Origin of the sequence: Cellulomonas sp. C5510, from assembly GCF_019797765.1 — a bacterium.
Lineage (GTDB): Bacteria > Actinomycetota > Actinomycetes > Actinomycetales > Cellulomonadaceae > Cellulomonas.
Map to the genome: position 1 here is coordinate 1,742,333 of NZ_CP081862.1, position 24,375 is coordinate 1,766,707.

Genomic DNA, 24,375 nt, shown 5'->3' on the forward strand with positions numbered 1-24,375 from the left:
CTACGGCGGAAGGGCCCCACGATGAGCGTCGCGGCACAGCTCGAACTCGACGACCCGGCACGTGGCTTGCTGGCTCGAGCCCGCACATGCTGGCCCGTCTGGTGGGGCCGTGATCCACGACTGGCTGTGGTGGGCGACCTCCTCGACCTGCCGCGGTGGATCGGCTCAGTGGACCGCGACGACGCCGACGACGTTCTGCACGAGCTCGCACGCCTCGGCAGCCCCACCGGTGGTGACGACGTGGCGGCGGCCGGCGCACTGGCGTGGTTGCTGCTGCCGGGGGCGAGCCAGGTGGCTCGCCGGCTGGGGGACATGACACCTCGGATCGACGAGTGCGTCGCGGCCCAGCTCTGGATCGAGGTGCGCACCTTCGACTGGCAACGCCGCCGCAAGGTGGCGGGCAACATCGTGCGGAACCTGCGCCGCGGCGTGCTCCGGGAACTAGGCGTCGGCCAGCACCTGCGCACGACCGACTGTGCTTGGGCACGGGCGGTGCCTCTGGAGCCCGAGGCGCAGTTGTGGGAGATCCTCGACGCGAAGGCTGCGGGGCCTCTTGCGGTGGATCCGGAAGAGGAGCTTGCCGACCTCCTGTCCTGGGCGACATCCCTCCACGTGATCGACGACCAGGACAAGGACCTGCTCGTCGGCTTGGCCGAGGCGGCCTGCGCGACCAAGGTGACCCGCAGTCGCGAGGGCCGCGGCGGGTTGTGCTCACGGGCAGGTTCGAGTGTCGTCGCGGCGCGGCACGGGGTCTCCGAAGCCACGGTGCGGCGCCGGGCGCGGCGCAGCATCCAGGCCCTGGCCGATGCGTACGCACGTCAGCTCTCGGCGTGACGTGGTGCGCACGAGGGCGTTGCGGCTCGCCTTCGGTGGCGAGGTGATGACCGTGACCGACGACTTGGAACTGCAGCGGCTGCTTCATGAGGCGTACGACGAGGCCGCCGCCGTGGCGGGCCTGGAGGACAGCCTGGAGCGTCTGCGACGAGCCCGCGCCGCGCAGATCGTGCTGGCTGGCCTGCCCGCCGAGCAGTTGCGCGAGGCCTTGCGGATGCGCCGGACAGCGCTGGCCGGCGTCCAGCGATGACGACCGCGACCCGAGCTGTGGGTATCGACGAGCTGCGGCGTGCCTGGCACGCGGTCCAGGAGGGGCGGTTCATCGAGCGGGGGCGTCTGGACCGCGGCGACGCCGTGCCCCGACCGGCCAGGTCAGCGCCGGATGACCACGTTTGGTGTCCGGGCGAGGACGTCCTGCCAGTGATCGGCTGCCTGCCGCAGTCCGGCGCGTCGAGCCTCGCGCTGGCGATCGCCACGCAAGCCTCTCCCGCCCGCGTCGTCGAGTGCAGCCCGCCCACCGCGTCGGGTCTGACGGCAGCGGCGACCGCCGAGCTGGGGAGGACGTCGTCGGGGTGGAGCATCGGACGCCGCGACCAGGTCCGTCTCGCCCGCCCGAGTGAACACCACTTGCGTCCCGACGAGCTGCCCACGCCCGAGGACACACCTGTCGGCATCGCCCTGACCGTGCTGGACGTCGGCTGGGAGATCGGACATGTGCTGGCATCGGGCGGGTGGCTGAGCGCGACCGTGGCCGCCGCGCCGCACGTCGTGGTCGTAGGTACGGCGACCGTTCCAGGCCTTCGCCGGCTGGAGGGCGCGCTGACACTGCTCGACCCGACGCGCGCCGCAGTAGTGGTGCGGGGCCCGGACCCGCGCCGGTGGCCTCGCGAACTGGCGGCAGCGATGGGTCCTGCCACCCGGGACAGGCATCACGCCGGGCGCCTGGTCGGGGTCTCGAGCGACAAGCGCCTCGCCCTGCGTGGCATCGACTCGACACCGCTGCCCCCAGCGCTGCTGACGGTCGCACGCGACGTCCTGCGCCAGCTTGGCGTCGCGGGACATCCACTGAAAGGAACCCCATGAGCAACCTCGTCGCGAGTCACGTCGCCTCCGTCCTGCCGACCGTCTGCCCGGTGGCGCCTCCGGGCGCCCAGGCCTACGCCGACCAGATGACCGGCTACGTCATGTGGGGCGTGCTCATCCTGCTCGCCATCGGCGTGATCATCGGGATTGGTGCAATCGTCGGGGGACGGGTGTTCGCGCTGCCGCACGCCAGCAAGGCCGGGATCGTCTCGGTCGTCATGATGTTCATCGCCGGGATCGCGTACATGATCGTGCCGCCGATGGTCGCGGGCATCACCGGCGCGGGCTGCGTGTGATGACCGCGCCTGCCGACGAGGCCCCAGGCTGGGGCCGGCGACAGCTCCTCGTCGTCGTCGTCGCTGTGGTGCTGGTCGTCGTGAGCGTCGGCGTCGGCGTCGCCTACGCCGTGCACGGCGCGGTCGCGTCCAGCACCACTCCGACCGCAGTCGCTGTGGCTGTCGAGGAGTTGCCGAGCGGGCAGGCGCGTCGAGACGCCATCGCCGCAGCTCCGATGTTGGACGTGGCCCCGCAGGACGCCCGAGGCGGCACCCCGGCCACCAGCCCGGCGCCGAGAATCGTCGTGTCGCCGGCGGCGAGTCTGGGCCCTGCGGACGTCCCGACCGGGTTCGACCGCACACCCGAGGGCGCGGTCGGCCAGCTCGCGGCGATCGCGACGACGGTCCTGCAAGGAGTGTCGATCGAGCGGACGCGGGCCGTGTACGAGCAGTGGTCCGCACCTGGCGCGCCGGTTGTCGACGAGTGGGCGCTGATGGCCGCGGTCCAGGCGTTCCTGGCCAGCGACGCCGGCCGGTACGTCGACGAGCCCGGCACCTCGGTGGTCACCGTGCCGGCAGCCGCGCAGGTCAAGGGAAGCGACGGCGACGACTGGGTCGTCGCCTGCGTCCTGCTGGACGTCACCGCCACCGTCGTGACCGAGGCGCGCGCCGCCTACGGGCACTGCGAGCGGCTCCAGTGGGCCGACGACCGCTGGGTCGTCGCGGCAGGTGAGGCGCCCGAGACCGCACCGTCGACCTGGCCCGGCACGGACCTGGCCGGCGCCGCCGGGTGGCGCACCTGGACGACGAAGGAGTGAGACGGACGTGGACTGGTCGGACTACCTCAACCCCTTCACGGCGCTGGGCAACGCCGCCGCCAGCGTCGTCGTCGACGGCTGGACCGCAGCGATGCTGGGCATCTGGAACGCCGGCCTATGGCTGCTCAAGCTCGCCCTCACCATCGAAGACGAGTTCCTCGTGCCCGACCTGAGCGCCGGCGGCCCGATGCGGGAGATCTACGAGGCGACCTTCTGGATCGCCGGCGCCATGGTGCTGCTGCTCTTCCTGGTGCAACTCGGCATCGCCGCGGTGCGTCGCGATGGGCAGAGCGTGGGCCGGGTGCTGCTCGGCGTCGGTCAGTTCGGCGCCGTGTGGGTGATGTGGATCGTGTTCGCCATCGCGATCCTCGCCGCCGCCGGGGGACTGACCCGGGCGCTGACGCACTCGCTGCTCGGTGTCGACTCGCTGTCGGCCTGGCAGCCATGGACCGGGTTCTCGACCGCCGACCTCACCGACGGCACCGTCGCCACTGTCCTCGGCGTGCTGGGCATCTTCGTGGTGTTCGCGGCTGTGGCGCACCTGTTGGTCATGCTCGCCCGCGCGGCCGCGCTGATGGTTCTCGCCGCGACCAACCCGGTCTCGGCAGCCGGGCTCGTCTGGGACGGGGGTCGGTCGTGGTTCTGGAAGACGTTCCGCTGGTTCCTGGCCGCCGCGTTCACGCCCGTGCTGATGGTCCTGCTGCTCGGGCTGGGCGTGAAGGCGACCAGCGGCGTGGCTCTGTCGATGACCGACTCCCTGCAGGCCGCGATCGGCACCGCGGTCCCAGGTGTCGTCCTGATCTTCATCGGCAGCTTCGCACCGCTCGCGCTGTTCAAGCTGCTCGCGTTCGTTGACCCCGGGACGAGCTCGGGATCGGCCATGCGCGCCGGGCTCGCCGCGCAAGGCGGCTGGCAGGGTCTGCTGAACGGAAGGGCGGACGGCGCCAGCACCTCGGACGCGGCCTCGAGCAGCGACGCGTCCGGACAGTCCGGTGGGGAGGCGGACACCGAGGCAGCGACCAACGACCGGTTCGCTCGCTCGGCGGGCGGGTTCCTTTCCGCGTTCGGGGCGGGCGGCCAGGTGCTCGCTCAGGGCTGGGGCATGGCGCAGAGCCTCGGCAGCCAGGCGGCCGCCGTCGGTGCGGACGTGACCAACCAGATGGGCGTCGGCCACAACACCTACATCCCCGACTTCTCCGGAAGTCGGTCGCGACCTGGTCAGCGGGGCCGAGTGCGGGACGACGACACCCCGGACATCAACGGCGCCGGGCCTGACGACGAGGGCACCTTCGGTCCCAGTCCCAGTGCCACCGGCAAGCCGCCGGTCGGTGGTTCCCCGGGCGGGCCCGCCGGTGGTGCCGGCGGCGGGGCTGCCGCCGCACCCGAGGCTGCCGCCGCGGCCGTCTGAGGAGAGCAACCGAGATGAGTCAGGTCTACAACGAGTACTCGCGAGCCAGGATCGGCTGGTTCCCGTTCGGGCTCACCGGGTGGCAGGCGACAGTGCTGGCGGTCTGTGTGCTGCCCGTGCTGTGGGCGCTGAGCCGACAGGCATGGGCGTCTGCCGTCGTGCTGCTGCTGATCGCCGGCGTCGTGGCTGTGGTCACCGTCGTCCCAGTGCGTGGCCGTTCGGCCCTGGCCTGGCTGGTGGCCAGTACGGCCTTCGCGGTCGGCGCGCTCGCGGGCTGGACCCGGTTCCGCTCCAGGGCATCCCGTGGGCAGGCCGACGATCTCGCCGCGGTCGACCTGCCCGGCTCGCTGACCGGCGTCGAGATCCACGAAGGTCCACCGGTCGGGCTCAACGCAGCACGGGTCGCCCTGATCCAGAACCATGTGGTACGCACCTGGGCGGCGACCGCCGCGATCGTCCACCCCGGCATCGGCATGCGGGGGGCAGAGGACCGGGCGCAGATGGCCAAGGGGCTCGCCGACCTCATCGACCAGGCAGGGCGCACCGAACTGATCGACGAGATCCTGATCCTGGTGCGCACCGTCCCCGAGGACGGCGCCGAGCGCGACGAGTGGATCCGGCGACACCGCCGACAAGACGGCCCGATGCAGGCGCGGGCGATCAACGACGACCTGCAACGTGTCCTGACGCAGGCATCTGTCCGCACCGAGGCGTTCGTGACGATCGTCGTACCCGAGACCCGGATCGCGAGGGCGGCCCGGGAGACGGGCCGTGGAGTAGAGGGCCGTGCCCAGGTCCTGTACGGACTGATGGGCGAGGTCGAGGCCCAGCTCAAGGGCGGCCTCGGCGCGGTCACCGTGACCTGGCTGACCAGCCCCGAGCTCGCCGTGGCGTGCCGCACCGGCTTCGCGCCGGGGGATCGGGCCGGAATCGTCGATGCGCTCCTGGCCGCGGATCGCGGTGAGGACGTCGTCGCGGAGGTCCCGTGGGCAATGGCCGGCCCGTCCGGGGCCGACGTGGTCGCACGGCACTACAGCCACGACGCCTGGAACTCGATCAGCGCCACGATCAAGCTTCCCGTCAAGGGTGCCGTGCTCGGTGCGCTCGCGCCGGTCCTGACGCCGACCGAGCCGGGGGAGCGACGCAGCTTCCTCGTCGCATTCCCGATCCTGAGCCAGGCCAAGGCCGCCCGGCAGACCGCGTCCCGGGAGTGGGCCGCTGACATGGGGCAGGGGCTGCGTGAGCGGGCCCGGATGCGTTCGACGACGAGGGTCCGCGACGCCGCCGCGCAGGTGCGCGCGCTGGAGGCCAAGCAGGCTCGCGGCAGTGCCGTCACCCGTCCGTACGCAGTGTGCACGGTCACCGTGCCCAAGACCGTGCGGGTCGCCGAGTACGGGCGTCGTCTGGATGCCTCGATCCGCCGGGCCGGCTTCGCGCCACTGCGCCTGGACGTCAGCCACGACGTCGCCTTCGCCGCCTCCGTGGTCCCCCTCGGCGTGAGTCTGACCCGGACGGGGGACGCGTGAGACCGCGGCCGACCAGCGCCGGGCGGGACGTCTCGCGGTTGCTCGCCGACTTCGGCCACGACCTGCCCGCCGCCATCGAGTCGCCGCTGGACGCGCCGCCGGACCGGCTGTTCCGGCACGTCCGGGCGCGCGGCGAGTCGCGACGAGACCGCGGGTGGGTCCCGGCCTCGGCGCCGGTGGTGTCGTACCAGATGACCTCGGACCAGGCCGGGGCGTTCTGGCCGTTCGTCGCCGGGCCCGGCCTGCCGCAGACCGGTGCGCAGATCGGCGCCGACACCATGTCCGGCACTGCGTTCTACGCCGACCCGATCGGCTGGGTGCTGCGCGACGACATCCCGGTCACCAACGCCAACGTGATCACCATGGGCAAGCCCGGCACGGGGAAGTCCGCGACCACGAAAGCGTTCGCGCTGCGGATGACGGACTTCGGGTACCGCATCCTCATCCTCGGCGACCCGAAGGACGAGTACGAGCCGCTCTGCCGGTTCTTCGGCGTCGACCCCATCGCGCTCGGCCCTGGCATGCCGGCTCGGATCAACCCGCTGGCCTTCGGACCCCTTGGCGACGGCTGGGACCGGCTCGACGCCCGAAAGGCGCAACAGCGTGCGGCCGTCGTCTTCTCCCGCTGGCTCACGCTGGTGCGCGGCCTCGTCGGCAGCCAGCGAATCGGCGAGCAGCGGGTTCCCTTCGGCCCGTCCGAGGAAGCGATCGTCAAGACCGCGCTGCACGACCTCACCGGCTACACGCGCGCCGCCTCGAGCCTGACCGAGACGACGATCCCGAGGTTGTGGCACCACCTCGACGAGCCGTCCGCCGCATTGGTCGAGCTGTGCCGGTTCGCCACCCGGCAGCAGTTCCTGGACGAGAGTCGTCTGCTGCGCGACGCCCTGGGCCAGCTCGTCTCCGGGGCGCTCGCCGGGCTGTTCGACGACCACACCAACATCGCCGTCGACTGGACCGCCCCCATCCAGTCGCTGTCCCTGTCGCGGCTCAGCCCGTTGGGCGACGAGGCGATCGGCATCGCCCTGCTCGCGCTGAACTCCTGGGGCCGGGGCATGCGCGAGATCGCCGCGCCGGGCGACCTGCGCATCGTCGTGCGCGACGAGGTCTGGAAGGTCATGCGCCTCGGCGTGGACGCCGTGAAGTCCCTCGACGAGGACTTCCGCCTCTCCCGCGGTGTCGCGGGCAAGGGCGGGGACATCCAGTGGGCCAACGCGCACAAGCCGTCGGACATGCTCACCGTGGGTGACATCGGCTCCCAGGCCGCGAACATCGCCCGCGACCTCATGCACCTCGCGGACATCAAGATCCTGCACGGCCAGAAGCCAGAGATCGCCCACGACCTCGACACCATGCTCGGCCTCGGCCCGCAAGCCACCGCGGCGATCACCGGCTGGGCGATGCAGCGCAAGGGCCGGGCACTGTGGATGGTGGGGGAGCACCCGTACAAGGTCGAGACCCGTCTGCACCCTGTCGAGCAGCATCTGACCTGGACCAACGAGGCCATCGCCGGGGCGGCGTAGACCATGAAGGCACTCGTGATCGGGATCGTGGCGGTGCTCATCCTGCCCGTCGCGCTCGTGCTGATGGGTGCAGCGGTGGTCGTGTCCACCGTCTCCGGCGGGGCAGTCCAGGCGGTGTGCACGGTCCCGGTCGAGGCCGAGGAGACCGCGGTGATCCTCACCGACGGCGACCCGGCCGGCGAGGGCGGGCTCGGCTTCGAGCTGCCGGCACCTGGAACGCCTCGGCTGGCGTCGCTACGCAACCCGGCGGCGGCCATCCCCGACGACATCCGCGTGCTCTACATCGCCGCCGCTGATCGGTACCACCTGCCCTGGACCCTCCTCGCGGGCATCGGCATGGCAGAGACCGCGCACGGGCGCACCCGCGCGATGAGCCCGGCGGGCGCGCAGGGCCTCATGCAGTTCATGCCGGCCACCTGGGCCCGGTACGGCGTCGACGGGTCCGGCGACGGGCGCGCCGACATCCACAACGACGCCGACTCGGTGATGAGCGCGGCGAACTACCTCACCGCCTCCGGGGTCGCCGCAGGCGTCGACGGCGTGCGCCGAGCGATCTTCGCCTACAACCACGCCGACTGGTACGTCAACGACGTCCTGTTCTACGCCGCCGCGTACGGGGGAGGGTTGGTCGTCGGTGACCCGGTCGACTGCGGCATCGGCGGTGTCGGCAACCCCAGTCTGCCCAGCCTGCCGAACCAGCAGATCGCTACGGTCCTGGCGTTCGCAACCGCACAGCTCGGCGAACCGTACGTCTACGGCGCCAACGGCCCGGACTCCTGGGACTGCTCCTCGTTCACGCGAGCCGCGTTCGCGCAGATCGGCGTCACGCTTCCGCGCACCGCCGCCGGCCAGCGGAACTGGGTCGCCCAGGGCAACGGCTACCAGGTTCCGCTCGGCCAGGAGCAACCCGGTGACCTGATCTTCACCGACAGCTACCTCGGCCCCAACCGCGTCGGCCACGTGATGATCGTCTTCGACCCGGACAGGCGGCTCACCATCGAGGCCGGCGGGTCCAGGGTCGGCCACTACGACTACGGCTACTGGACCGACCACAGCCTCTTCTCGATCTGGCGCATAGGGGCCGGCGCGGCATGACGGCGCCCAGGGGACCCATCGAGGCTCGTCCGTGGCTGTCCACAGCGCGCCGTAGACCCTTGCTCTTGCGCTCACTCGGAGTAGGATTGAGTCCTACTCGACTTCGGGAGGTCGACGATGCGAACGACACGTCAGATGAGCATCACCCTGCCGACGGAGATGGCCGACGCCGTTCGCGCGCGGGTGCGATCGGGCCAGTACGCGAGCGAGAGCGAGGTCGTGCGCGACGGGCTCCGAGCCCTGATCGCCCGGGACCAGGCCGTCGAGGCATGGCTGCAGGGCGAGGTCGCGGCGGCCTACGACGCGATGCAGGCCAACCCGGAGGACGTGATCGAGGCCGCCGACGTACGCGCTCACCTGGCGGCCAGGCGCAAGGCGTGAACCCCGCGCAGCGCCGGGTCGTCTTCCGACGCGAGGCACTCGCCCAGCTCGACGAGCTCCACGACTATGTAGCCGCAGTTGGCTCACCACAGACCGCTGCCGACCTGATCGACACGATCGTCACCTTCTGTGAGGACCTGGCGCCGTTCCCGCTACGCGGCACCGCCCGAGACGACATCCGCCCGGGGCTGCGCACGATCGGGTTCCGGCGCAGAGCCGTCATCGCGTTCGTCGTGCGAGACGACGCCGTCGTCGTGCTCGGCGTGTTCTACGGCGGCCGTGACTACGAGCCGATACTGCGCAGCGAGGACCTCCGAGACTGACCGGCCAGATCGCGACGCTCGGGGTGACGCCCGTGAGCACCGATCGCCGCTGTGTCGCCTTCGGAACGTATGCAGCGCACTCGTCGCACGACGCCGTATCCGTTCACCTGGGAGATCCCGGTCGGGATCGTGCTGGCGGTGCTCCTGGCGCTGGTCCTGGGTCTGCAGACCGGACGATCGCTGGCGAACCTCGTGGCCGGCAACGGGTGGGTGTTCGTCGACCGGATGGCACTGTTCACCACGCTCGCCCCCCTGCTCAGCGGACAGGCGAGCGCGGGCCTCGCCGTGCCACGACCTGCCTCCACCGGGCTGCTCTGGACGTGCGTCGGCCTCGTCGAGCTGGTCATCGTCGCGCTGATCGGGTGGGCGGTGAAGCTCGGGCTCGACCGCTGGGGACCCGCCCGCATGCACGGCATGGCCACCGCCGCAGAGGCCGAGACGCTGCTCGGCCGCACCCGGCTGCGCAGGCACGCCAAGGTGATCCGTCCCGACCTCTACGGCGCACCGCGGGGCAGTCGGCGATGACCGCCGGCCACCCGCGACGCCTCCGCCCTGCCGACGTCGGCTGGCGGCTCGGCAGGGCGCGCGAACCACGCGGCGGCGAGCTGTGGGTGCCGTGGGATCGCACCGCCGGCGTGATCGGCCCGCAGGGCTCGGGCAAGACCCTCGACCTGCTCGTCCCCGCCCTTCTCGACGCCCCGGGCGCCGCGATGGTGACGCTGACGAAGGTCGACGACCTGCTCCTGTCCTTCGACCCTCGGTCCACCGGTGAGCGTCCGTGCGTCGTCCTGGACCCGTTCGGCCTGGTGCCCGGGTTGCCCGAGGCGGTGTGGGACCCCATCCGCGACTGCGCCGACCCCCTCGTCGCCGAACGCCGCGCGAAGGCATTCACCGCCGGCACGGTCAAGGGCGCGGTCGCCGGTGGCCACGGTGACGCCGCCGCCCGGTTCTACGCCGCTGAGGCCGCGAAGGTGCTGCAGGGCTTCTTCCACGCCGCCGCGCTCACCGGAGGCAGCCTGGACGACGTGCTGCGCTGGGTCGCCCGGCCCATGGCCGCCACACAGCCGAGCGAGATCCTGCGCGAGCACCCGCACGCGGCGTCATTCTGGGACGGTCTGTTGCACGGCGCTCTGCACGGCGACGACCGCACCGCCGGCAACACGGTCACGACCGTCCAGCAGGCCATGTCCCTGTTCTTCCAGGACGACATCCGCCGTCGGTGCGTGCCAGGTCCCGGACGTCCGGCCACGGCCATTGCCGACGTCATCGCCGCGTGCGGCACGATCTACGTGCTGGGACGGGAGGACCCGTACGCCTCCGCGTCTCCGCTCATGACCGCCTTTGCCGAGCACGTCCTGGACACCGCGCTGGAAGCAGCGAATGCCAGTCCGTGGGGTCGGCTGTGCCCGCCGTTTCACGCCGTGCTCGACGAGCTGCCGTCGACCGCGCCGCTGCCGACCCTCCGCACCCGGATGGCCAACGAGCGCGCTCTGGGCATCAGCTTCATCTGGGCAGCCCAGGCGTGGCCCCAGCTGGCCGCGATCTTCGGGGAGCAGGAGGCGCGCACCCTGCTCGGGCTGACGAACAACCTGATCGTGTTCGGCGGCTCGAAGGACGTCGCGTTCAACAAGGAGATCTCCGACCTGCTCGGCGAGGTCCGCGTGGCCCGCACCAGCTGGCAGAGCGGACGGATGGGTGGTCGGCAGATGTCCGGGGAGGACATCGCGATCCTCACCCCCGCCGAGGTTCGCCAGCTCAAAGAGCGTCATGCCCTGGTGCTGGCGGAGAACGGGGCGCCGATCATCGCCGAGCTGCACCGCTGCGTCGACGGCAAGGCCGGTCGCGCGCTGCTCGTCGGCAAGGACGCACTGCGGGCCAAGGTGGCTGTCGACCGTGGACACCAGGTCAGCCCCGAGGCGCGAGCCGCGACGGCCCTCGTCGAGGCGCGGCGCAGCGGCCTGGCCGGCCAGGACGACGGACGCAGTAGTGAGTGACCAGGCTCCGGCACCCTCGGCGGCGCGAGCGCCGGGGGAGATGATCGCCGTCTTCCCGCGGGCTGGGCGGCGCATCGAACATGCCTACACCGAGCTCGACCTCGCGGCCGGATCGGGCACCCGACAGCAGCAGAACGTGCTGGGTGATCCCCGTCTGCTGGCACGTCCCTGGGACCCCGCCAGCTGCGTCGACCCTCAGCTGCGGGCTCAGATCTGGCAGTGGCTCGAGCAGGTCGTGACCTGGCTGAACCACGAGTACGCGTGGGACCCGGACTCGATGATCCCCTCGTGCTGGCCACGCCACCCGCACCTGGTGCACGAGATCGCGGTCCTCGCCGACTTCCGCCGCCGCGCCGGCCTCGCTGTCACCGCCGACGCCCTCGAGGAGTGGCACCGGTACGCGCTGCCAGCCTTCACCGACCGGATGCGTCAGCGCCTACGTCAGCACTGCCAAGACAGCGATCACGAGGTCTGGCCGGCGCAGGGGCGATACACCCGTCACCAGGGTGACGAGTCACGTCGTCACCGCGCCATGGCCTACGGCGCCGACGTCGCCACCCTCGCTGAGCATTTCGGTAAGCGGGGCAGCGCGACCGCGGGTGGTGCCGGCAGGCCGAACCCGCAAGCCATCGACGGCATGCAGACGGATGTGGAGCGGCGAGGTCCTGACTGACGCCACCTTCTGCGTTCGGGGCAGCGGCCGTCCTCGTCGGCTGTAGCCTTCGAACGCGAGCAACTGACCAGGTTTGCAGGGCGTTCGCCGACCACTGGAGTGACCATCTATCCCTCGTGGCTACCCGAACAGCTGGAGCCCGCCGTCGCCCGGCTGGCGCGTGTCGACGACTGCATCTTCGAGATGGGCGATCTTTCCGGACAATGGTCGCTCGCCGCGTTGGAAGTGAAGCAGGTGCGCCGCAACGACGGCCGGTACCGGGCGCTGGTATCCGCGGTGCGACCGATCCCACCGCTCATCTCGCTCTTGTTCTCGGAGGCGATCAACCATCTGCGCGCCGTCCTGGACAACGTCGTCTGGCATCTCGTGTCGGAGCAGAGTGTTGCTCTGGACGACAAAGCGGCCAAAGCCGTCGCGATGCCGATCCATGAGGACCCCGAGCGGTTCACCGCCTGGGCGAAGGACATCCGCCGCAGGGTGCCAGTCCTTGGCCAGCACACCAGCACGACCTACCAGCGGATCAAGGAGCTGCAGCCGTTCGCCGACCCCGCGCGCGTCCCATCGCTTGGACCGCTGCTCGCGATGCTCACGGACGTGATCTCGGAGGACGTCCACCCGCTGCTGCTCCTGCAGGCGTACTCGAACGCCGACAAGCACCGGGCGATCACCATGACGGTCGGGCGCGCCATGCTGACGACCAACGGGACGCCGTTCCTCGCTCAAGACCGCTCATTGCGCCGGGTCGGCGTCGGCACGGTCCTGGGCGAGGGCAGCTGGGGGACGCCTCTGGCGTTCGAGTCGAGTGCCGCGGTCGTCGTCGAGAGGCCTGCGCCGTGGTCCGCGGCGGTGAGCCCGACGACAGAGGCACAGCATCTGCGCGACTGGGTCGCGCAACGCGCGCTGCCGTTGCTCATCACCGGTTCAGCAGACTTGACGACCGCCGTGCCTGTCACGATCTCGCTCGAGGACGACGGGCGCACACTGCACGATCGCATAGCGGCGCCCGACCGCCCCGGCGCGCGCGATCGCCTTGCCGCGAGAACCGCAGAGCGCTACGCACACGCGATGTCCCAGCCCCCGAGCTTCCCCGAGGTTGTGAGCGAGGAGTTCGACGACTGACCTCAACCGGACGCGACTGCCGGCCCCGTGTCGGTGCTCTGTGGGAGCGTTGATCGCGGCAGCACACACCACGACATGGAGGTTGAGATGAGCGAGAGCACCGGCGAGCCGCGCACGACCGAGAACCCCCAGCGACTCGAGGAGAAGAGCCTGCTCGGCTCGTCGTACTCCTACTCGACGTCGGCCAGATGAGCGCCCAGACCACCACAGAGCTCGCCGACAACGGCGACGATTGATCCCCGACAGCATCGCCGCTCTCGTCTCGTTCCTTCTGCTCCTGGCGCCCGGGGCGATCTGGCAGCTGCAGCAGGCGCGACACGAGCCCTCGGTCAAAGAGACGGCGCTCGTCGAGGTCTCACGAGTCGTGATCGCCTCCTTGGTGGCAACAGGGGTGTCCGCCCTCATCCTGCTGCCCTGGGTCTGGCTTCCCCTCTACCGATCGGCCGAGTTGGCCGGTACGGGCATGTTCGACTCCCCGGTCTCCGTTGTGCCCTACATCGGCGGCGTCGCCGCCACCTCTCTGGGAGCCTGACCCGGTTTCCCGGACAGTTCGGGTTGGGTGATCATGCCGCCGCGGTGGCGGCGGTGTGAAGGTCCTCGAAGTCGTTCGGGGACCGGTAGTCCAGGCCGGAGTGGCGCCGGAGAGGGTTGTAGAAGCCTTCGATCCATTCGAAGATCGCCGCGGCGAGCTCCTCGCGGCAGGCCCAGGAGCGGCGGTCCAGGAGCTCGCGCTGCATGGTCGACCAGAAGGACTCCATCATCGTGTTGTCCACGCTCGAGGCGACCCGCCCCATGGATCCGAGCAGGCCGGCCGAGCGCAGCCGGTGGCCGAAGATCCACGACGTGTACTGGGCTCCGCGGTCTGCGTGGACGATCGCGCCGGGCCCCGGCCGGCGGGTCCAGATCGCCATCTGCAGCGCGTCGACGACGAGCTCGGAGCGCATGTGGTCCGCGATCGACCACCCGACGATCTTGCGGGTGAACACGTCCAGGACCGCGGCGCAGTAGACCTTCCCGGTGTTCGTCGGGTGCTCGGTGATGTCGGTGCACCACAACCGGTCCGGACCGTCGGCGACGAACCGGCGCTGGACCAGGTCCTCGTGCGGGGCCGGCGCCGGGTGGTGACGAGCGCGCTTGCGCCGGTGGCTGATGCCGCTGACCTGCGCGGCCCGCATCAGCCGCGCGACCCTCTTGCGGCCGCAGGCGATGCCCATGCCCAGGCGCAGCTCGGCATGGACCCGCGGGGCGCCGTAGGAGCACCGCGACATCTGGTGGACTGCCACGATCGTGGCCGTCAGCTCGGCGTCGGCGACCGCTCGGGCCGACGGGGGTCGGACCTGCCAGTCGTAGTAGCCGGACCTGGAGACGTCGAGCACCCGGCAGGCCACCGCGACGGAGACACCGTCGTCGGCGAGTTCACGGACCAGCCGGAACGTCATTTTGGGAGCACGTTCTCCCGCGCGAAGTAGGCGCTGGCGCGCTTGAGGATCTCGTTCTCCATCTCCAGCACCCGCGTCCGGCGCCGCAGCTCGACCAGCTCCTTGCGCTCGTCGCTGGTCAGCCCCTCCCGGCGGCCGGTGTCGACGTCGTCCTGAGCCATCCACCGGCGCAGGCACGACTCGCTGATCCCCAGGTCGGACGCGACCTTCGCGACCGGGTGCTGACCGCTGCGGGCAAGATCCACCGCGCGACGCCGGAACTCCGGCGGCTTGGCTGCAGGCACAAGGACTCCTCTCGGAGATGACATCGTCACCTCAGGACAGGTGTCCGGGGAAGCGGGTCAGGCTCCCTGCTCGCATGCGGACTGGTGATGGTTCTCGCCGCAGTCAAGTGGCCACGCCGCGCGCCCATCAACCGTGGCCGTCAGTGGAATCACGCCGTTGTGACGATGCGACCGCAGTGGTGTGTCCCGGGTCTCGTGGAGTCGGGTTGCTGGAATCTAGGCCACGGTGATCGGCTGTCTCGTCTCGAACTCTAGGGGCGTGAGCCAGCCCAGGGCGGAGTGCCGGCGCTGGCGGTTGTGGAAGATCTCGAGGTATTCGAAGATTGCGTTCGCCAGCTCCAGACGGGTGCGCCAGCTCTGACGGTCCAGCAGCTCGACCTGCATGCGGGACCAGAACGACTCGATGACGGCGTTGTCGTAGCAGTCGCCGATCGAGCCCATCGACGGGACGAGCCCGGAGTCCTTCGCGCGGCGGGTGAACGCCCACGAGCCGAACTGACTGGGTTCAACCGGTCGATGCAACGCCTGCCTGTTGGAGCGACCGTAGTTGCTCATCGAGGACTTCGGCCGGTGTTCTCCAGCCGAGGACCTTGCGGGGTCTGCTGTTGATCGCGGCCTGGACGGCCTGGAGGTCCTCGACGGGCCATCGGGACAGGTCGGTGCCCTTGGGGAAGTACTGGCGCAGCAGCCCGTTGGTGTTCTCGTTCGTGCCGCGCTGCCAGGGCGAGTGCGGGTCGGCGAAGTAGACGGCGATGCCGGTGTCGATCTTGAACTGGGCGTGCGCGGACAGCTCCTTGCCGCGATCCCAGGTCAGCGACCGCAGCAGCTCCGACGGCATCGTGGTCATCGTGGCTTGCAGGGCGTCCTTCATCGCGACGGCGCCGTAGCCGCCCAGGGCCGGCCCGTTCTTGACCGGCGGGACGGTGCCGTAGCCCTCGAGGCGCGGCAGGTGGACCAACAGGGTGTAGCGGCTGGTGCGTTCGACGACGGTGCCGATCGCGGACCGGTTCAGCCCGATGATCAGGTCGCCCTCCCAGTGCCCGGGGACCGCCCGGTCCTCGGCTTCGGCGGGCCGCTCGCTGAGGACGACGTCGGGCGTGACGTGACCCTGGGGCCTGTTGCGCGCGCGCTCCCGGGGCTTGCGCAGCGCCCGCCCCGTCCGCAGGCAGGCGACCAGCTCGCGCTTGAGTGCCCCGCGCCCCTGGATGTAGAGCGCCTGGTAGATCGCCTCGTGGCTGATGCGCATGTCCTCATCGTCGGGGAAGTCGACCACCAGACGCCGCGAGATCTGCTCCGGGCTCCAGGCCATCGCCCACCGCCGGTCGCCCCGGCGGGGCTTGTTCAGACCCTTCCAGGCCGTCGCCGGCCCGGCGGCCAGCGTCCCGTCGGGCCGGCGCAGCTGCCCGCTGAGCCGGACCTGGACGTACTCCTGCAAGCGGGGGTTGGTGACGAGCTTGGCCGCCTTGGGGCGCCGGGCGGCCGTCTGCGCCTTCCACTGCGCGACCGTCGCCCGGTACTCGAGCTTGCCGCCCCGGGTCGCGGCATTGCGCCGCAACTCCCGCGAGACCGTCCCCGGATCACGCACCAGCTCGCGGGCGATCGCGCGGACACTGAGCCCGCGGGCCTTCAGCACCGCGATCTCTTCGCGTTCCTCGAACGACAGGTAGCGGCCGGTTGGCTCAGCCAGGGACAACGGCGCCATGCCGCCAGCGTGACGAAACCAGCGGACCCCGACCGGCCCCGACACACCGACCCCGGCCGCGGCCTCCTCGCTGCTCTTGCCCGCCGCGATCAGCCGCCAGAACTCCCGCTCCACATGCCTCGCCGGAATCGGTCGACCCGGTGATCGCATCGCCGGTCGCAACGCCCGATCCGCCTGTTGCTGCCGCCGTGCCATCCGACACCTCCGCGATCACGAGGTGTTGCGACGACCGGTTGAGTCCGCCGAACACCAACGGGCTCCTGCGCCAGTACCTGCCCAAGGGCTCCGACCTCAGCGCCCACGACCTCGACGCCCTGGCCGCGATCACCGACGAACTCAACGGCCGGCCCCGCAAGTCCCTCGACTGGGACACCCCAGCCGAGCGAATGGCTGCTTTACTCGACACCGCATAGACGACCGCGTTGCGACGACCGCTGGAATCCAAGGGGTGTGGTGCTCGGTGATGTCGGTGACCCACAGCTGGTCCAGGCCCTCGCGACGGAACCGCCGGTCGACCATGTCGGTGGAGATCAAGTCAGGGTGCGGGCGACGCCACTTCGGCCGCCCGCCGATGCCCTTCAGGCCCGCGCGCTGCATCAACATCGCCACCGTCCCCTGCCACACGGTGAGCCCCCGGCCGAGAGTCAGCTCGGCGTGGACGCGGCGAACGCCGTAGATGCCTCGGGACGCGGCGTGGACCTCGCGGATCGCGTCGGTGAGGATCACGTGTCGGATCGTCCGGGGCGATGGGGCGCGGCTGCGCCAGGCGTAGAACCCCGACTCCGAGGTCCCGAGCGCGCGGGTGGCGACCTGGACTGGTAGTCCCTCTTCGGCCATCACCGCGATGGCCTCGAACCGCCTTTTGGGGGCACCACGTTCCCCAGCAGCTCACTGGCCCGCCGGTGCACCGCCAGCTCAGCCTCCAACTCGGCGATCCGCCGCTTGGCCGCGGCAAGTTCAGCCTTCTCCGTCGAGGTCAGCCCCGGGACCAGGCCGGCGTCGATGCGGTCCTGGCGCCGCCAGCTGTAGATCGACTCCTCGCTGATCCCGAGGTCGCGAGCAACGTCCGCGACAGAGCGTCCGCTGGCGACCAGGTCCAGCACCCTGCGACGGAACTCGGGCGGGTATCCACGTCGTCCCACAAGGCCCTCCTCAAAGGGTCAAGTGGCACCAGAGTCCAGTAACACGACTCCGAGGAAGGCGAGACACACCAGAGCCTCCATGGAACCCGGGGCGGTTCAGGGCGCCGAGCCTCCCTACCTGACGGTCGAGCTCCTCGACGACACCGTGTGGAAGGGCCAGCTCGTCGGTTTCGACACAGACCCCGAGGACGACCAGCGCGGACTCACGCTCGGCTCCCCGCTTCGTCGGAAGCGCCCCGGAGGCCCCGGCTTCGAGGACAAGGACGGCGACGGCGCGTGGGCCGTCGTCATCCTCCCGGAGCCGCAGATCAAGTCGATCCAGGTCCGGTACCCCCGTCCTGACTGATGGTCCATCTCACCCGAGAGCTGGGCAACTGCTCCCATTCGATCTTCGAAGCCTCGTGGGTAGGTCATCGCAGAGGTAGGGCGTCCTCGATGGGGCTTTCCGCTCCGCGATGGTCACGGGCGCGGTGTGGTCGGGGCCGGGTCCTTGCGTGGCACGGCGACTACGGGCCGTCGTGGAGTATGAGGCTGCCTGGGCGGAGCGGTGTCGGACGCCTGTGAGTCGGGGCTGGCATGCTGCAGTGCAGCACCGAGCTTCATCAGGCGTTCAGCGGCGACGGCGCGGGGGTCGTGTTCCCACTGCTGGATCGCCCGGGCGATCTCGCGCCACACGGCCGTCTCGGAGGCGCCGGTCTCTCGCGCCACCCGCGCAGCGCCCGGAGCCCAGGTGGCTGGAGTGCTGGCCGCGAGCACCTGGGCTGCGTCCCGCACGGCTTCTGGGCCTTCCTGGTTGTGCAGTCGCTCGTGCACGATTACCTCGGCCAGCGGGGTAGGGCCGGCGAGGAGCGCATGCAGCCCTTCGGGCCCTGCGACTTCGAGCGTGCTGGCTGGGTCGCTCGCCGGACGCAAGGGCAGGCTCATGGGCGCCACGCCGTGCTGGGCAAGGAGCCAGTAGTCGCGCTGCGCCGCGCGCTGACCAGCGTGGTCTGCATCGGTGGCGACGATCGGAGCAACATCAGTTCGTGCGCTCGTCCCGGCGAGATGGGCGGCCTGTTCCTCGGTGAGCGATGTTCCGAGGGGCGCGACGCCGACGAAGTCTCCACGCCCTGCGAGCGAGACCGCCAGGGCGTCGAGCGGACCCTCGACCAGAACCGGTGTGGCGCCCGCGTCGAGGTGGTCGGCGCGGATCGTGAAGAGTTGTGCTCCCTTGTGGAACAGCGGCGTCTGGGGGGTGTTCAGGTACTTCGGCCCGCCGGTCTCGTCTGTCGCGTCAGGATGCCGCCGGCCGATGAAGCCGAGGGGTTCGAGCTGGCCGTCGGCGGCGCGGTGGGTGACGGGGAAGACGAGGCGGTCGCGGAAGCGGTCGATGAGACGGCCGGTGCGTGCGACGGTGGCCAGCCCGGACTCGGTGAGCTCCAGGTCGGTGACGCCCTGGTGGCGCAAATGGTCGACGAGTCGAGTCCAACCGGCTGGGGCGTACCCGGGAAGCACGTGCGCGTCGCCGGTGAGGTCGGTGCACATGCGTTCGGCCAGATACGTCTGTGCCCAGGAGCCGGGGAACTGGCCCATGTAGAAGTCGGTCGCGAGCCTGTTGAGCTCGAGGATGCGAGCGGGGCTGACGGGTGCCATGGCGGCGTCGAACTCGCGGGCTGCCTGGGCGTCGACCATCCGGTCGGTGGGCGCAAGCGCGGTGGTGTGGGCTCGCGCGGCCGCGGCGAGCGTGAGGTACGCCTCGACGAACGCAGGGTCATCGAAGAGGTCTTGCGAGTCCGGCTCTTCTGGCTCGGGTGCGAGCGGGTCGTCGATCGGGTCGGCCGCCGGAGGCAGGTGCAGCAACTCGTGATCGGAGAGGACGACGAGCGTGTGGTCCGGCTCGTCCTGCCTGAACGGATCGACGTCGTCGGCACCGAGCGCGGGCTCGGGCGCGTAGCGGTCGGACTCGTCGACGAGGGGGTCGGTGAGCAGGGAGATGCGCCAGACGAGCGTCTGGGACGGGTCGACGTCGTCGTCGGTGATCGGATGGGCGAACAGGTTCTCGACGGTGTTGCCACGGGCGATGGCATGGTCGACGGTGGTGACCAGCGCGGGCCACCAAGGGCTGGCCTGCAGCGCGTGGGCGGTGTCCTGGCCGACGACGTCCGCCAGCTGCGGGGTCCATGGGGCGGTGAGGCGATGGTCGGACTCGGCCTGGGCGGCGACCGCGGGCGACAGACGCCCGATGATGCGCCACCAGAGGGCTGCTGCGGCGTGGTCGTCGGGCAGGGGATCGTCGGCCAGGGCGCGGCGCACGATCCGCGGGGCGTCCAGGCCCGCGCGGGAGAGGGCCGACAGACGCTCGGCGAGTACCGGCATGAAGGCGTCGTGTCGGGCGTCGGTGAGAGCGCGGTCGAGGAGGGGCTGCCACTCGGCGAGGGCAGGTGTGTGGTGGGCTGCCAGGCGCGCGTCCAGAGCCTGCTGGTATCGGGCGGCGGCCTTGCCGAGTTCGGGCCTGCCGGTGGGTCGGCGGTCGTTGTCGGGAACCGCGGTGGCCGCGCGCCACACGGCGACGTCACCGAGCAGGTCGTCGTCGGTGCGGTGCTGTCCGGTGCTGGCCCACAGGGGGGTCGACTCCTCCGACCGGGCGCGGTCGTCGACCTGTTGGGCGAGGTCACGCACGTGCGCCGCCCGGGCCGCCAGGTACGGGCCCCACTGCGGGTCCGTACCTAGTGTTGTGGGGATGCCGGGCAGCCAGGGCAGGGGGCCGGAGCCGGCGTTGCGCAGTCCGGTGTCGTCCAGGCGCCAGTCAAGCACCGCGGCGACGTCGTGGGCGGTGCCCAGCTCGCGCACCCTCGCGGCGTGACGCAGGTGGTCGACGGGGTCGCCGTGCTGGGCGGCGAGCAGGAGAAGGTGCGCGCGCAGGGTCGGCCAGGCGGGGGCGAGCGTCACCTCCGGTACGACGAGGTCCGCGGCCTGGTCCAGGCGAGCGACCTGCTCGGGTCCGAGGACCTGCTCCGCGCCGACGTACAGCGAGTCGACGTACCGGGCGGTCGCCTGGCCGAGCAGGGTGACGGGGTCCTCGGTGGCACGGCGGGTGGTGTGGGCTGAACGCGCGGACTCGTCGCGGGCGAGGATGCTCTCGAGGATGTCGGTCGCGGTCAGCGGGTGGACGTGCTCGGGGCGGATGACGCTGTGCTCGTCGCCGTCGCCGACGACCTCCAGGTACAGGTGGTTGGCCGCCTTGCCCCGGGTGGCGGCGGTGTAGGCGAGCTGGCGGGACTCCTGCCCGGTGAGCAGGGTGTGGCTGGTGTCGGCGGTGACGCCTTGGGCGGTGTGGATCGTGGTGGCGTAGCCGAGGTCGACGGAGGTGCGGACGTAGTCCGGCGGCAGGTCGACGCTGCACCCGCTGCCGATGTGCCGGACGGTGAGTGCCCCGGTGGGATGCACGGTGGTGACGTGCCAGCGGTCGCCGTTCTTGACCCAGTCGGTGCCGGTAACGCGCAGCTGGCGGTTGTTGGCCCGGGTGATGACGGTGTCCCCGTCCGAGGCGGTCGACCCGTCGGCCAGGTGCACGACGTGCTCGGGGGTCCGGCCGTCGAGCCGGTGGGTGCGTGCGCGGTCGTTGAGCTCGCCGACGAGCTCGCGGGTCGGGGCGAGCATGACGGTGTCGCGGCCGTCCTCGCGATCGGTGCGCCAGGCTTCGAAGACGTCGTCGGTCAGGGTGCTCAGGTCCCCGACGTGGACCCGGCGCCGGTCGAGGTAGAACCCGAGGGCCTCGGGCAGTCCGTCGCGCAGGGCCAGGGAGGCGGCGCCTTCGGCCGGGTCGGAGAAGCGCATGAGCTCGGTCAGGTGCAGGGCGCCGTGGGTGGCTCGCACGTCGCGCAGTACGCCGCCGGCACCGACGGCGGACAGCTGCTGGTCGTCGCCGATGAGCCGGACCGATCCGCCGCGGGAGGTGACGAACTCGATCAGGCGATCCAGGGAGAGGGTGTCGGCCATGCCGGCCTCGTCGACCACGACGAGGCTTCTCGGGCCGATGCGCCGTGCCCAGCCGGGCAGGTGTTCGGGATCGTGGTCGAGGTGCCATATCAGCTTGGAGACGGTGTCGGTGCGGGCGGCAACGGCCTCGCCGAGGACCGTGGCGGCGGTCGCGGACGGCGCGAGCCCGACGACGTCGCCGCCAGCGGCGGTCCACGCGGCGGTCAGGGCGCGCATGGCGGTGGTCTTCCCTGCGCCGGCCGGGGCGATCGCGAGCTGGACCCGGGCGCCGGATGTGGCCATCTCGGTGACCAAGGCCGCTTGACCGGCGTTGAGCGGCAGGCCGTCCGTGGGGGACTGGGCGAGCGCCTGCTCGACGGCGGCGGGCGTCGCGCGGGTGCCGTCGTGCTGGCTGGCGTGGGCGACGATCCGCGTCTCCGCAGCGAGGAGGTCCTCCGACGTGTAGAGCGTTGACCCGGCGACTGTGTAAACGCTGGCACCGTCGCTGCGCCGCAGCGCGGCTGGGGTGTCGATGTCCTGCTCGGAGCGGGTCAGTGCAACTGAGCGGCCGGTCAAGACCTCGTCGACCAGGAGGTCGACGAGGCGGTCGACGTCGTGGGTGCGCACGTCGGTGCCGCGGACGCGTCGCTGCGCCTCGGCTTCGACGTGCCAGCGACGCCAGGAGGAACGGTGTCTCTGCAAGGTCTGCTGGATGATGGTGGCAGTCTCGCGGACCCACTCAGCGTCGACCTGGCGGGCGTGCATCGCGCCCTGGTGCAGGGTCCGGTGCAGCATGGCCTGCACGCCGCGTTCGCCGCCGAGGACCTGACGCGCCTGGGCTGACCAGGCGGCACGCTGTTGGGCGAGGCTGCGCGGTTCGTGCTTGCCCTGGCGGGTCTCCAGGGTCGCCTGCTGGGCCAGCTGCACCGACTCGACCGGCGTGGGCGGGCGTCCGTGGGTGGTCTGGAACGCGCTGACCAGCTCGGCTCGGCGCGCCTCGATGCTGGCTCGTCGGGCAGACCACCGAGAGGCCAGTGCAGGGTCGACGCCGACGATCTCGCGGATCGGGCGCTTGCGTGGGTCGTCGCCCTCGCGGGCCTCGAAACTGACGCCGAGGGTGTCGGTGAGGTGGTGTTCGAGGGCGGTGTTGTAGGTCTCGGACGCGGCGACGGTGGCGGCGAACATGAGCCGTCCGTCGATCGCCAGCCAGCGGCCGGTGTCGCGGATCTGGACCTTGTTGGCGACCGCGACGTGGGTGTGCAGGTCGGGGTCGCCGGCGCGGCTGTCGCGGTGCGTGAACGAGGTGGCGACCAGGCCACGGGTCTCGACCTGGCGAACGCCGTTGGTGCCCTCACGGGTGAACAGGGCCTTGCCCTCCAGGATCGTCAGCGCGTCCTTCACGGCGCGTTGGTGAGCGCGCTCGATCGCGGTGGCGGTGGCGCGGTCGGCGATGGCCCACAGGGCGCTGACGCTCTTGACCGGCGAGAACGTCAGGTCGTACCCGGCGACGGCGTTGGTGCGCGGGCGGGAGTGCTTGGCGATCGTGGCGGCGAGCTCGCGCGCGTCGACCGGCTCGCGGCCGTACTCCTCACGGAACAGCTCGGCCGCGACCTCGGTGCGGATGCGCGCCCGATCCGACAGCGGGACCGGCTCCGCGGAAGGGCGTCCGAGGCTGGCGTTGAGGGCCGCGACCTGCTTGGCCACGCGGATGCGGAACTCTGATGTGTCGTTGGCGTAGACCCGGAAAGGCGTGCCCAGCCAGGTGGCGGTCTCCTGCTCCCGCTCGTCCATCCCGGCTTCGGCGGCTGCGGCGCGGAGCTGTTCGGCCAGCGGGTGCTTGCCGGCGCCGAAAAGGCTGCGCATCTGCTCGGCGGTGACCTCGTCGCCCTCGTCGAGCCCGTCGATACCGGCCATCCCAGACCCGATCCAAGTGCCCGGGGCCTCGCCCTTGGCCGAGTAGTAGGACGCGAGGCTGGTGTGGCCCTTCTCGGTCGCGTCCTGCGCAGCGACCTGGCGGGTCAGGTAGTCGTACCCGCTCCCGGCCGTCAGCTTGTGGATCGACATGGTCACACCCGCCGAAGGCGTGGGCTCCGACCTCAGCGATCAGTGGTTGAGAGATCAACTACCGGCCATGCAAGAGGTGTGTGGGGCAGTGCCTGGGTGGCTTCAGACCGTGTCGGGGTCGGTGCGGTCGTCGGTCGTCGTCCGTGGGGGGACGTCGTCGGTGCTGCGCGTGCTGGTCGCGGTGAGCGCGTGCGGGCTGGGGTCGGCCTTCGGAGGTGAGGTCACACGAGAAGGGGAGTCCGATGGCGGATCAGACGGCGAGGCAGCGGGCGCGGCGGGCGGCACTGGATGCGCAGGCGCGGATGCGAGCGCGGCGGGCGGAGCAGGAGCGGCGGCGCGACGCGCTGGGGGTGGTGGTCGTCTCGGCGCTGGCGGAGCGGGACGCGGTGGTCGCGGCGTGCGAGGCGCGGGCGGGGGAGGCGCTGGCGAAGATGACCGAGCAGGAGGGCTTGAGCCTGGCTGACGCGGTCGAGTGGTGCGGCGGCGCTGATCTGCTGACCGTGCGTGAGGCGGCGCGGCTGCGGCAGGCAGCACAGCCGTCGGCGGTCGTCCGGCCGGGTCGGGAGGCCCGGACGACGGACGCCGATGCGAGGGCCGACAGGGTCGGCGGGGCCGGGGCGGCGCAGGGTGGTTCAGACGGTGGCCGCGCGATTGGGTGAGGCGGGGTCGGCAGCGCTCGCGGCGGCGTGCGTGGCGCCGGATGTCGTCGCGCGGTACCGGGCGAAGGTGGTTCAG

25 protein-coding genes and 1 pseudogene are annotated in these 24,375 nt (G+C 71.3%); 19 read left to right on the plus strand and 7 right to left on the minus strand.

What is annotated here, in order from left to right:
• The first annotated feature begins 21 nt into the window (after nt 1-21).
• From K5O09_RS08160 to K5O09_RS08235, 16 genes are all read left to right on the plus strand, one after another.
• Entirely contained in the window at nt 22-834 is an 813-nt protein-coding gene (locus K5O09_RS08160) for a hypothetical protein (RefSeq protein ID WP_222172260.1), read from the plus strand.
• Nucleotides 835-886: 52 nt separating this feature from the next.
• Nucleotides 887-1,084, plus strand: coding sequence for a hypothetical protein (locus K5O09_RS08165; protein ID WP_222172261.1), 198 nt, complete (start codon nt 887-889; stop codon nt 1,082-1,084).
• Nucleotides 1,081-1,917 carry a hypothetical protein gene (locus K5O09_RS08170; protein WP_222172262.1) on the plus strand — a complete coding sequence of 279 codons (837 nt, stop codon included), beginning with the start codon at nt 1,081-1,083 and terminating at the stop codon, nt 1,915-1,917. Before K5O09_RS08165 ends, K5O09_RS08170 begins: the two co-directional genes overlap by 4 nt.
• Nucleotides 1,914-2,213 (plus strand): hypothetical protein, encoded by a 300-nt coding sequence (locus tag K5O09_RS08175; RefSeq protein WP_222172263.1) that lies wholly within the window; start codon nt 1,914-1,916, stop codon nt 2,211-2,213. Before K5O09_RS08170 ends, K5O09_RS08175 begins: the two co-directional genes overlap by 4 nt.
• The gene (locus K5O09_RS08180) at nt 2,213-3,010 is read left to right on the plus strand and encodes a hypothetical protein (protein WP_222172264.1); all 798 of its coding nucleotides are present in this window, start codon (nt 2,213-2,215) and stop codon (nt 3,008-3,010) included. Before K5O09_RS08175 ends, K5O09_RS08180 begins: the two co-directional genes overlap by 1 nt.
• Before the next feature lie 7 nt (nt 3,011-3,017).
• On the plus strand, nt 3,018-4,418 hold the full coding sequence (locus K5O09_RS08185; RefSeq protein ID WP_222172265.1) for a hypothetical protein: 1,401 nt from the start codon (nt 3,018-3,020) through the stop codon (nt 4,416-4,418).
• A 14-nt stretch (nt 4,419-4,432) separates the two neighbouring features.
• On the plus strand, nt 4,433-5,944 hold the full coding sequence (locus K5O09_RS08190) for an SCO6880 family protein (protein WP_222172266.1): 1,512 nt from the start codon (nt 4,433-4,435) through the stop codon (nt 5,942-5,944).
• A complete protein-coding gene (locus tag K5O09_RS08195; protein WP_222172267.1) occupies nt 5,941-7,467 on the plus strand; it encodes an ATP-binding protein in 1,527 nt (508 codons plus the stop codon). The genes K5O09_RS08190 and K5O09_RS08195 overlap by 4 nt, the downstream gene beginning before the upstream one ends.
• Nucleotides 7,468-7,482: 15 nt before the next feature.
• Nucleotides 7,483-8,562 carry an NlpC/P60 family protein gene (locus tag K5O09_RS08200; protein WP_222172268.1) on the plus strand — a complete coding sequence of 360 codons (1,080 nt, stop codon included), beginning with the start codon at nt 7,483-7,485 and terminating at the stop codon, nt 8,560-8,562.
• A gap of 135 nt (nt 8,563-8,697) precedes the next feature.
• Nucleotides 8,698-8,943, plus strand: a complete 246-nt coding sequence (locus tag K5O09_RS08205) for a type II toxin-antitoxin system ParD family antitoxin (protein WP_255596220.1) — start codon at nt 8,698-8,700, stop codon at nt 8,941-8,943.
• A complete protein-coding gene (locus K5O09_RS08210) occupies nt 8,940-9,266 on the plus strand; it encodes a type II toxin-antitoxin system RelE/ParE family toxin (protein ID WP_222172270.1) in 327 nt (108 codons plus the stop codon). Before K5O09_RS08205 ends, K5O09_RS08210 begins: the two co-directional genes overlap by 4 nt.
• A 69-nt stretch (nt 9,267-9,335) precedes the next feature.
• Nucleotides 9,336-9,791, plus strand: a complete 456-nt coding sequence (locus tag K5O09_RS08215) for a hypothetical protein (protein WP_222172271.1) — start codon at nt 9,336-9,338, stop codon at nt 9,789-9,791.
• Nucleotides 9,788-11,260: a type IV secretory system conjugative DNA transfer family protein gene (locus tag K5O09_RS08220; protein WP_222172272.1), complete on the plus strand. Its 1,473-nt coding sequence runs from the start codon at nt 9,788-9,790 to the stop codon at nt 11,258-11,260. Before K5O09_RS08215 ends, K5O09_RS08220 begins: the two co-directional genes overlap by 4 nt.
• A gap of 40 nt (nt 11,261-11,300) precedes the next feature.
• Nucleotides 11,301-11,933, plus strand: a complete 633-nt coding sequence (locus K5O09_RS08225) for a hypothetical protein (protein WP_222172273.1) — start codon at nt 11,301-11,303, stop codon at nt 11,931-11,933.
• Nucleotides 11,934-12,032: 99 nt separating this feature from the next.
• Nucleotides 12,033-13,052: a hypothetical protein gene (locus K5O09_RS08230; RefSeq protein ID WP_222172274.1), complete on the plus strand. Its 1,020-nt coding sequence runs from the start codon at nt 12,033-12,035 to the stop codon at nt 13,050-13,052.
• A gap of 232 nt (nt 13,053-13,284) precedes the next feature.
• Nucleotides 13,285-13,584, plus strand: coding sequence for a DUF6338 family protein (locus K5O09_RS08235; protein ID WP_222172275.1), 300 nt, complete (start codon nt 13,285-13,287; stop codon nt 13,582-13,584).
• A gap of 31 nt (nt 13,585-13,615) precedes the next feature.
• On the opposite strand, the gene K5O09_RS08240 is transcribed toward K5O09_RS08235, so the two are convergent.
• The 3 genes from K5O09_RS08240 to K5O09_RS08250 all read right to left on the minus strand — a co-directional run bounded on the left by K5O09_RS08240 (nt 13,616) and on the right by K5O09_RS08250 (nt 16,672).
• Nucleotides 13,616-14,775, minus strand: a protein-coding gene (locus K5O09_RS08240; protein ID WP_370635551.1) for an IS3 family transposase whose coding sequence is annotated in 2 segments (ribosomal slippage) — nt 13,616-14,523 and nt 14,523-14,775 — 1,161 coding nt in all. Because the reading frame shifts where the segments join, the coding sequence is not laid out codon by codon here.
• Nucleotides 14,776-14,991: 216 nt separating this feature from the next.
• On the minus strand, nt 14,992-15,297 hold the full coding sequence (locus tag K5O09_RS08245) for an integrase core domain-containing protein (RefSeq protein WP_222172276.1): 306 nt from the start codon (nt 15,295-15,297) through the stop codon (nt 14,992-14,994).
• Nucleotides 15,281-16,672, minus strand: a complete 1,392-nt coding sequence (locus K5O09_RS08250) for an IS30 family transposase (protein ID WP_222172239.1) — start codon at nt 16,670-16,672, stop codon at nt 15,281-15,283. The genes K5O09_RS08245 and K5O09_RS08250 overlap by 17 nt, the downstream gene beginning before the upstream one ends.
• A gap of 35 nt (nt 16,673-16,707) precedes the next feature.
• Between K5O09_RS08250 and K5O09_RS08255 the strand changes: the two are divergent.
• Nucleotides 16,708-16,878, plus strand: a pseudogene (locus tag K5O09_RS08255) (IS30 family transposase); the annotation flags it as partial.
• On the opposite strand, the gene K5O09_RS19540 reads toward K5O09_RS08255, so the two are convergent.
• Together K5O09_RS19540 and K5O09_RS08265 are read right to left on the minus strand one after the other, a co-directional pair.
• Nucleotides 16,814-17,314 (minus strand): IS3 family transposase, encoded by a 501-nt coding sequence (locus K5O09_RS19540; protein ID WP_370635552.1) that lies wholly within the window; start codon nt 17,312-17,314, stop codon nt 16,814-16,816. The pseudogene K5O09_RS08255 and the gene K5O09_RS19540 sit on opposite strands and share 65 nt — an antisense overlap.
• Nucleotides 17,314-17,619: a transposase gene (locus K5O09_RS08265; protein ID WP_255596223.1), complete on the minus strand. Its 306-nt coding sequence runs from the start codon at nt 17,617-17,619 to the stop codon at nt 17,314-17,316. The genes K5O09_RS19540 and K5O09_RS08265 overlap by 1 nt, the downstream gene beginning before the upstream one ends.
• A gap of 79 nt (nt 17,620-17,698) precedes the next feature.
• On the opposite strand from K5O09_RS08265, the gene K5O09_RS08270 reads away from it, so the two are divergent.
• Nucleotides 17,699-17,965, plus strand: coding sequence for a DUF6338 family protein (locus K5O09_RS08270; protein ID WP_222172279.1), 267 nt, complete (start codon nt 17,699-17,701; stop codon nt 17,963-17,965).
• A gap of 113 nt (nt 17,966-18,078) precedes the next feature.
• On the opposite strand, the gene mobF is transcribed toward K5O09_RS08270, so the two are convergent.
• On the minus strand, nt 18,079-23,640 hold the full coding sequence (gene mobF / locus K5O09_RS08275; protein WP_222172280.1) for a MobF family relaxase: 5,562 nt from the start codon (nt 23,638-23,640) through the stop codon (nt 18,079-18,081).
• Between the two features lie 102 nt (nt 23,641-23,742).
• On the minus strand, nt 23,743-23,865 hold the full coding sequence (locus K5O09_RS19165; protein WP_255596225.1) for a hypothetical protein: 123 nt from the start codon (nt 23,863-23,865) through the stop codon (nt 23,743-23,745).
• Nucleotides 23,866-23,882: 17 nt separating this feature from the next.
• On the opposite strand from K5O09_RS19165, the gene K5O09_RS08280 reads away from it, so the two are divergent.
• Nucleotides 23,883-24,299, plus strand: coding sequence for a hypothetical protein (locus tag K5O09_RS08280; RefSeq protein ID WP_222172281.1), 417 nt, complete (start codon nt 23,883-23,885; stop codon nt 24,297-24,299).
• Nucleotides 24,300-24,375: the final 76 nt, after the last annotated feature.

Excerpts from the sequence above, each read along its gene's own strand:
- mobF (WP_222172280.1), bottom strand. The coding sequence starts at position 23,640 with ATGTCGATCCACAAGCTGACGGCCGGGAGCGGGTACGACTACCTGACC.
- K5O09_RS08215 (WP_222172271.1), top strand. The coding sequence starts at position 9,336 with ATGCAGCGCACTCGTCGCACGACGCCGTATCCGTTCACCTGGGAGATC.
- K5O09_RS08190 (WP_222172266.1), top strand. The coding sequence starts at position 4,433 with ATGAGTCAGGTCTACAACGAGTACTCGCGAGCCAGGATCGGCTGGTTC.
- K5O09_RS08205 (WP_255596220.1), top strand. The coding sequence starts at position 8,698 with ATGAGCATCACCCTGCCGACGGAGATGGCCGACGCCGTTCGCGCGCGG.
- K5O09_RS08225 (WP_222172273.1), top strand. The coding sequence starts at position 11,301 with ATGATCGCCGTCTTCCCGCGGGCTGGGCGGCGCATCGAACATGCCTAC.
- K5O09_RS08180 (WP_222172264.1), top strand. The coding sequence starts at position 2,213 with ATGACCGCGCCTGCCGACGAGGCCCCAGGCTGGGGCCGGCGACAGCTC.
- K5O09_RS08160 (WP_222172260.1), top strand. The coding sequence starts at position 22 with ATGAGCGTCGCGGCACAGCTCGAACTCGACGACCCGGCACGTGGCTTG.
- K5O09_RS08270 (WP_222172279.1), top strand. The coding sequence starts at position 17,699 with ATGGAACCCGGGGCGGTTCAGGGCGCCGAGCCTCCCTACCTGACGGTC.
- K5O09_RS08170 (WP_222172262.1), top strand. The coding sequence starts at position 1,081 with ATGACGACCGCGACCCGAGCTGTGGGTATCGACGAGCTGCGGCGTGCC.
- K5O09_RS08220 (WP_222172272.1), top strand. The coding sequence starts at position 9,788 with ATGACCGCCGGCCACCCGCGACGCCTCCGCCCTGCCGACGTCGGCTGG.
- K5O09_RS19540 (WP_370635552.1), bottom strand. The coding sequence starts at position 17,314 with ATGGCCGAAGAGGGACTACCAGTCCAGGTCGCCACCCGCGCGCTCGGG.
- K5O09_RS08280 (WP_222172281.1), top strand. The coding sequence starts at position 23,883 with ATGGCGGATCAGACGGCGAGGCAGCGGGCGCGGCGGGCGGCACTGGAT.
- K5O09_RS08175 (WP_222172263.1), top strand. The coding sequence starts at position 1,914 with ATGAGCAACCTCGTCGCGAGTCACGTCGCCTCCGTCCTGCCGACCGTC.
- K5O09_RS08250 (WP_222172239.1), bottom strand. The coding sequence starts at position 16,672 with ATGGCACGGCGGCAGCAACAGGCGGATCGGGCGTTGCGACCGGCGATG.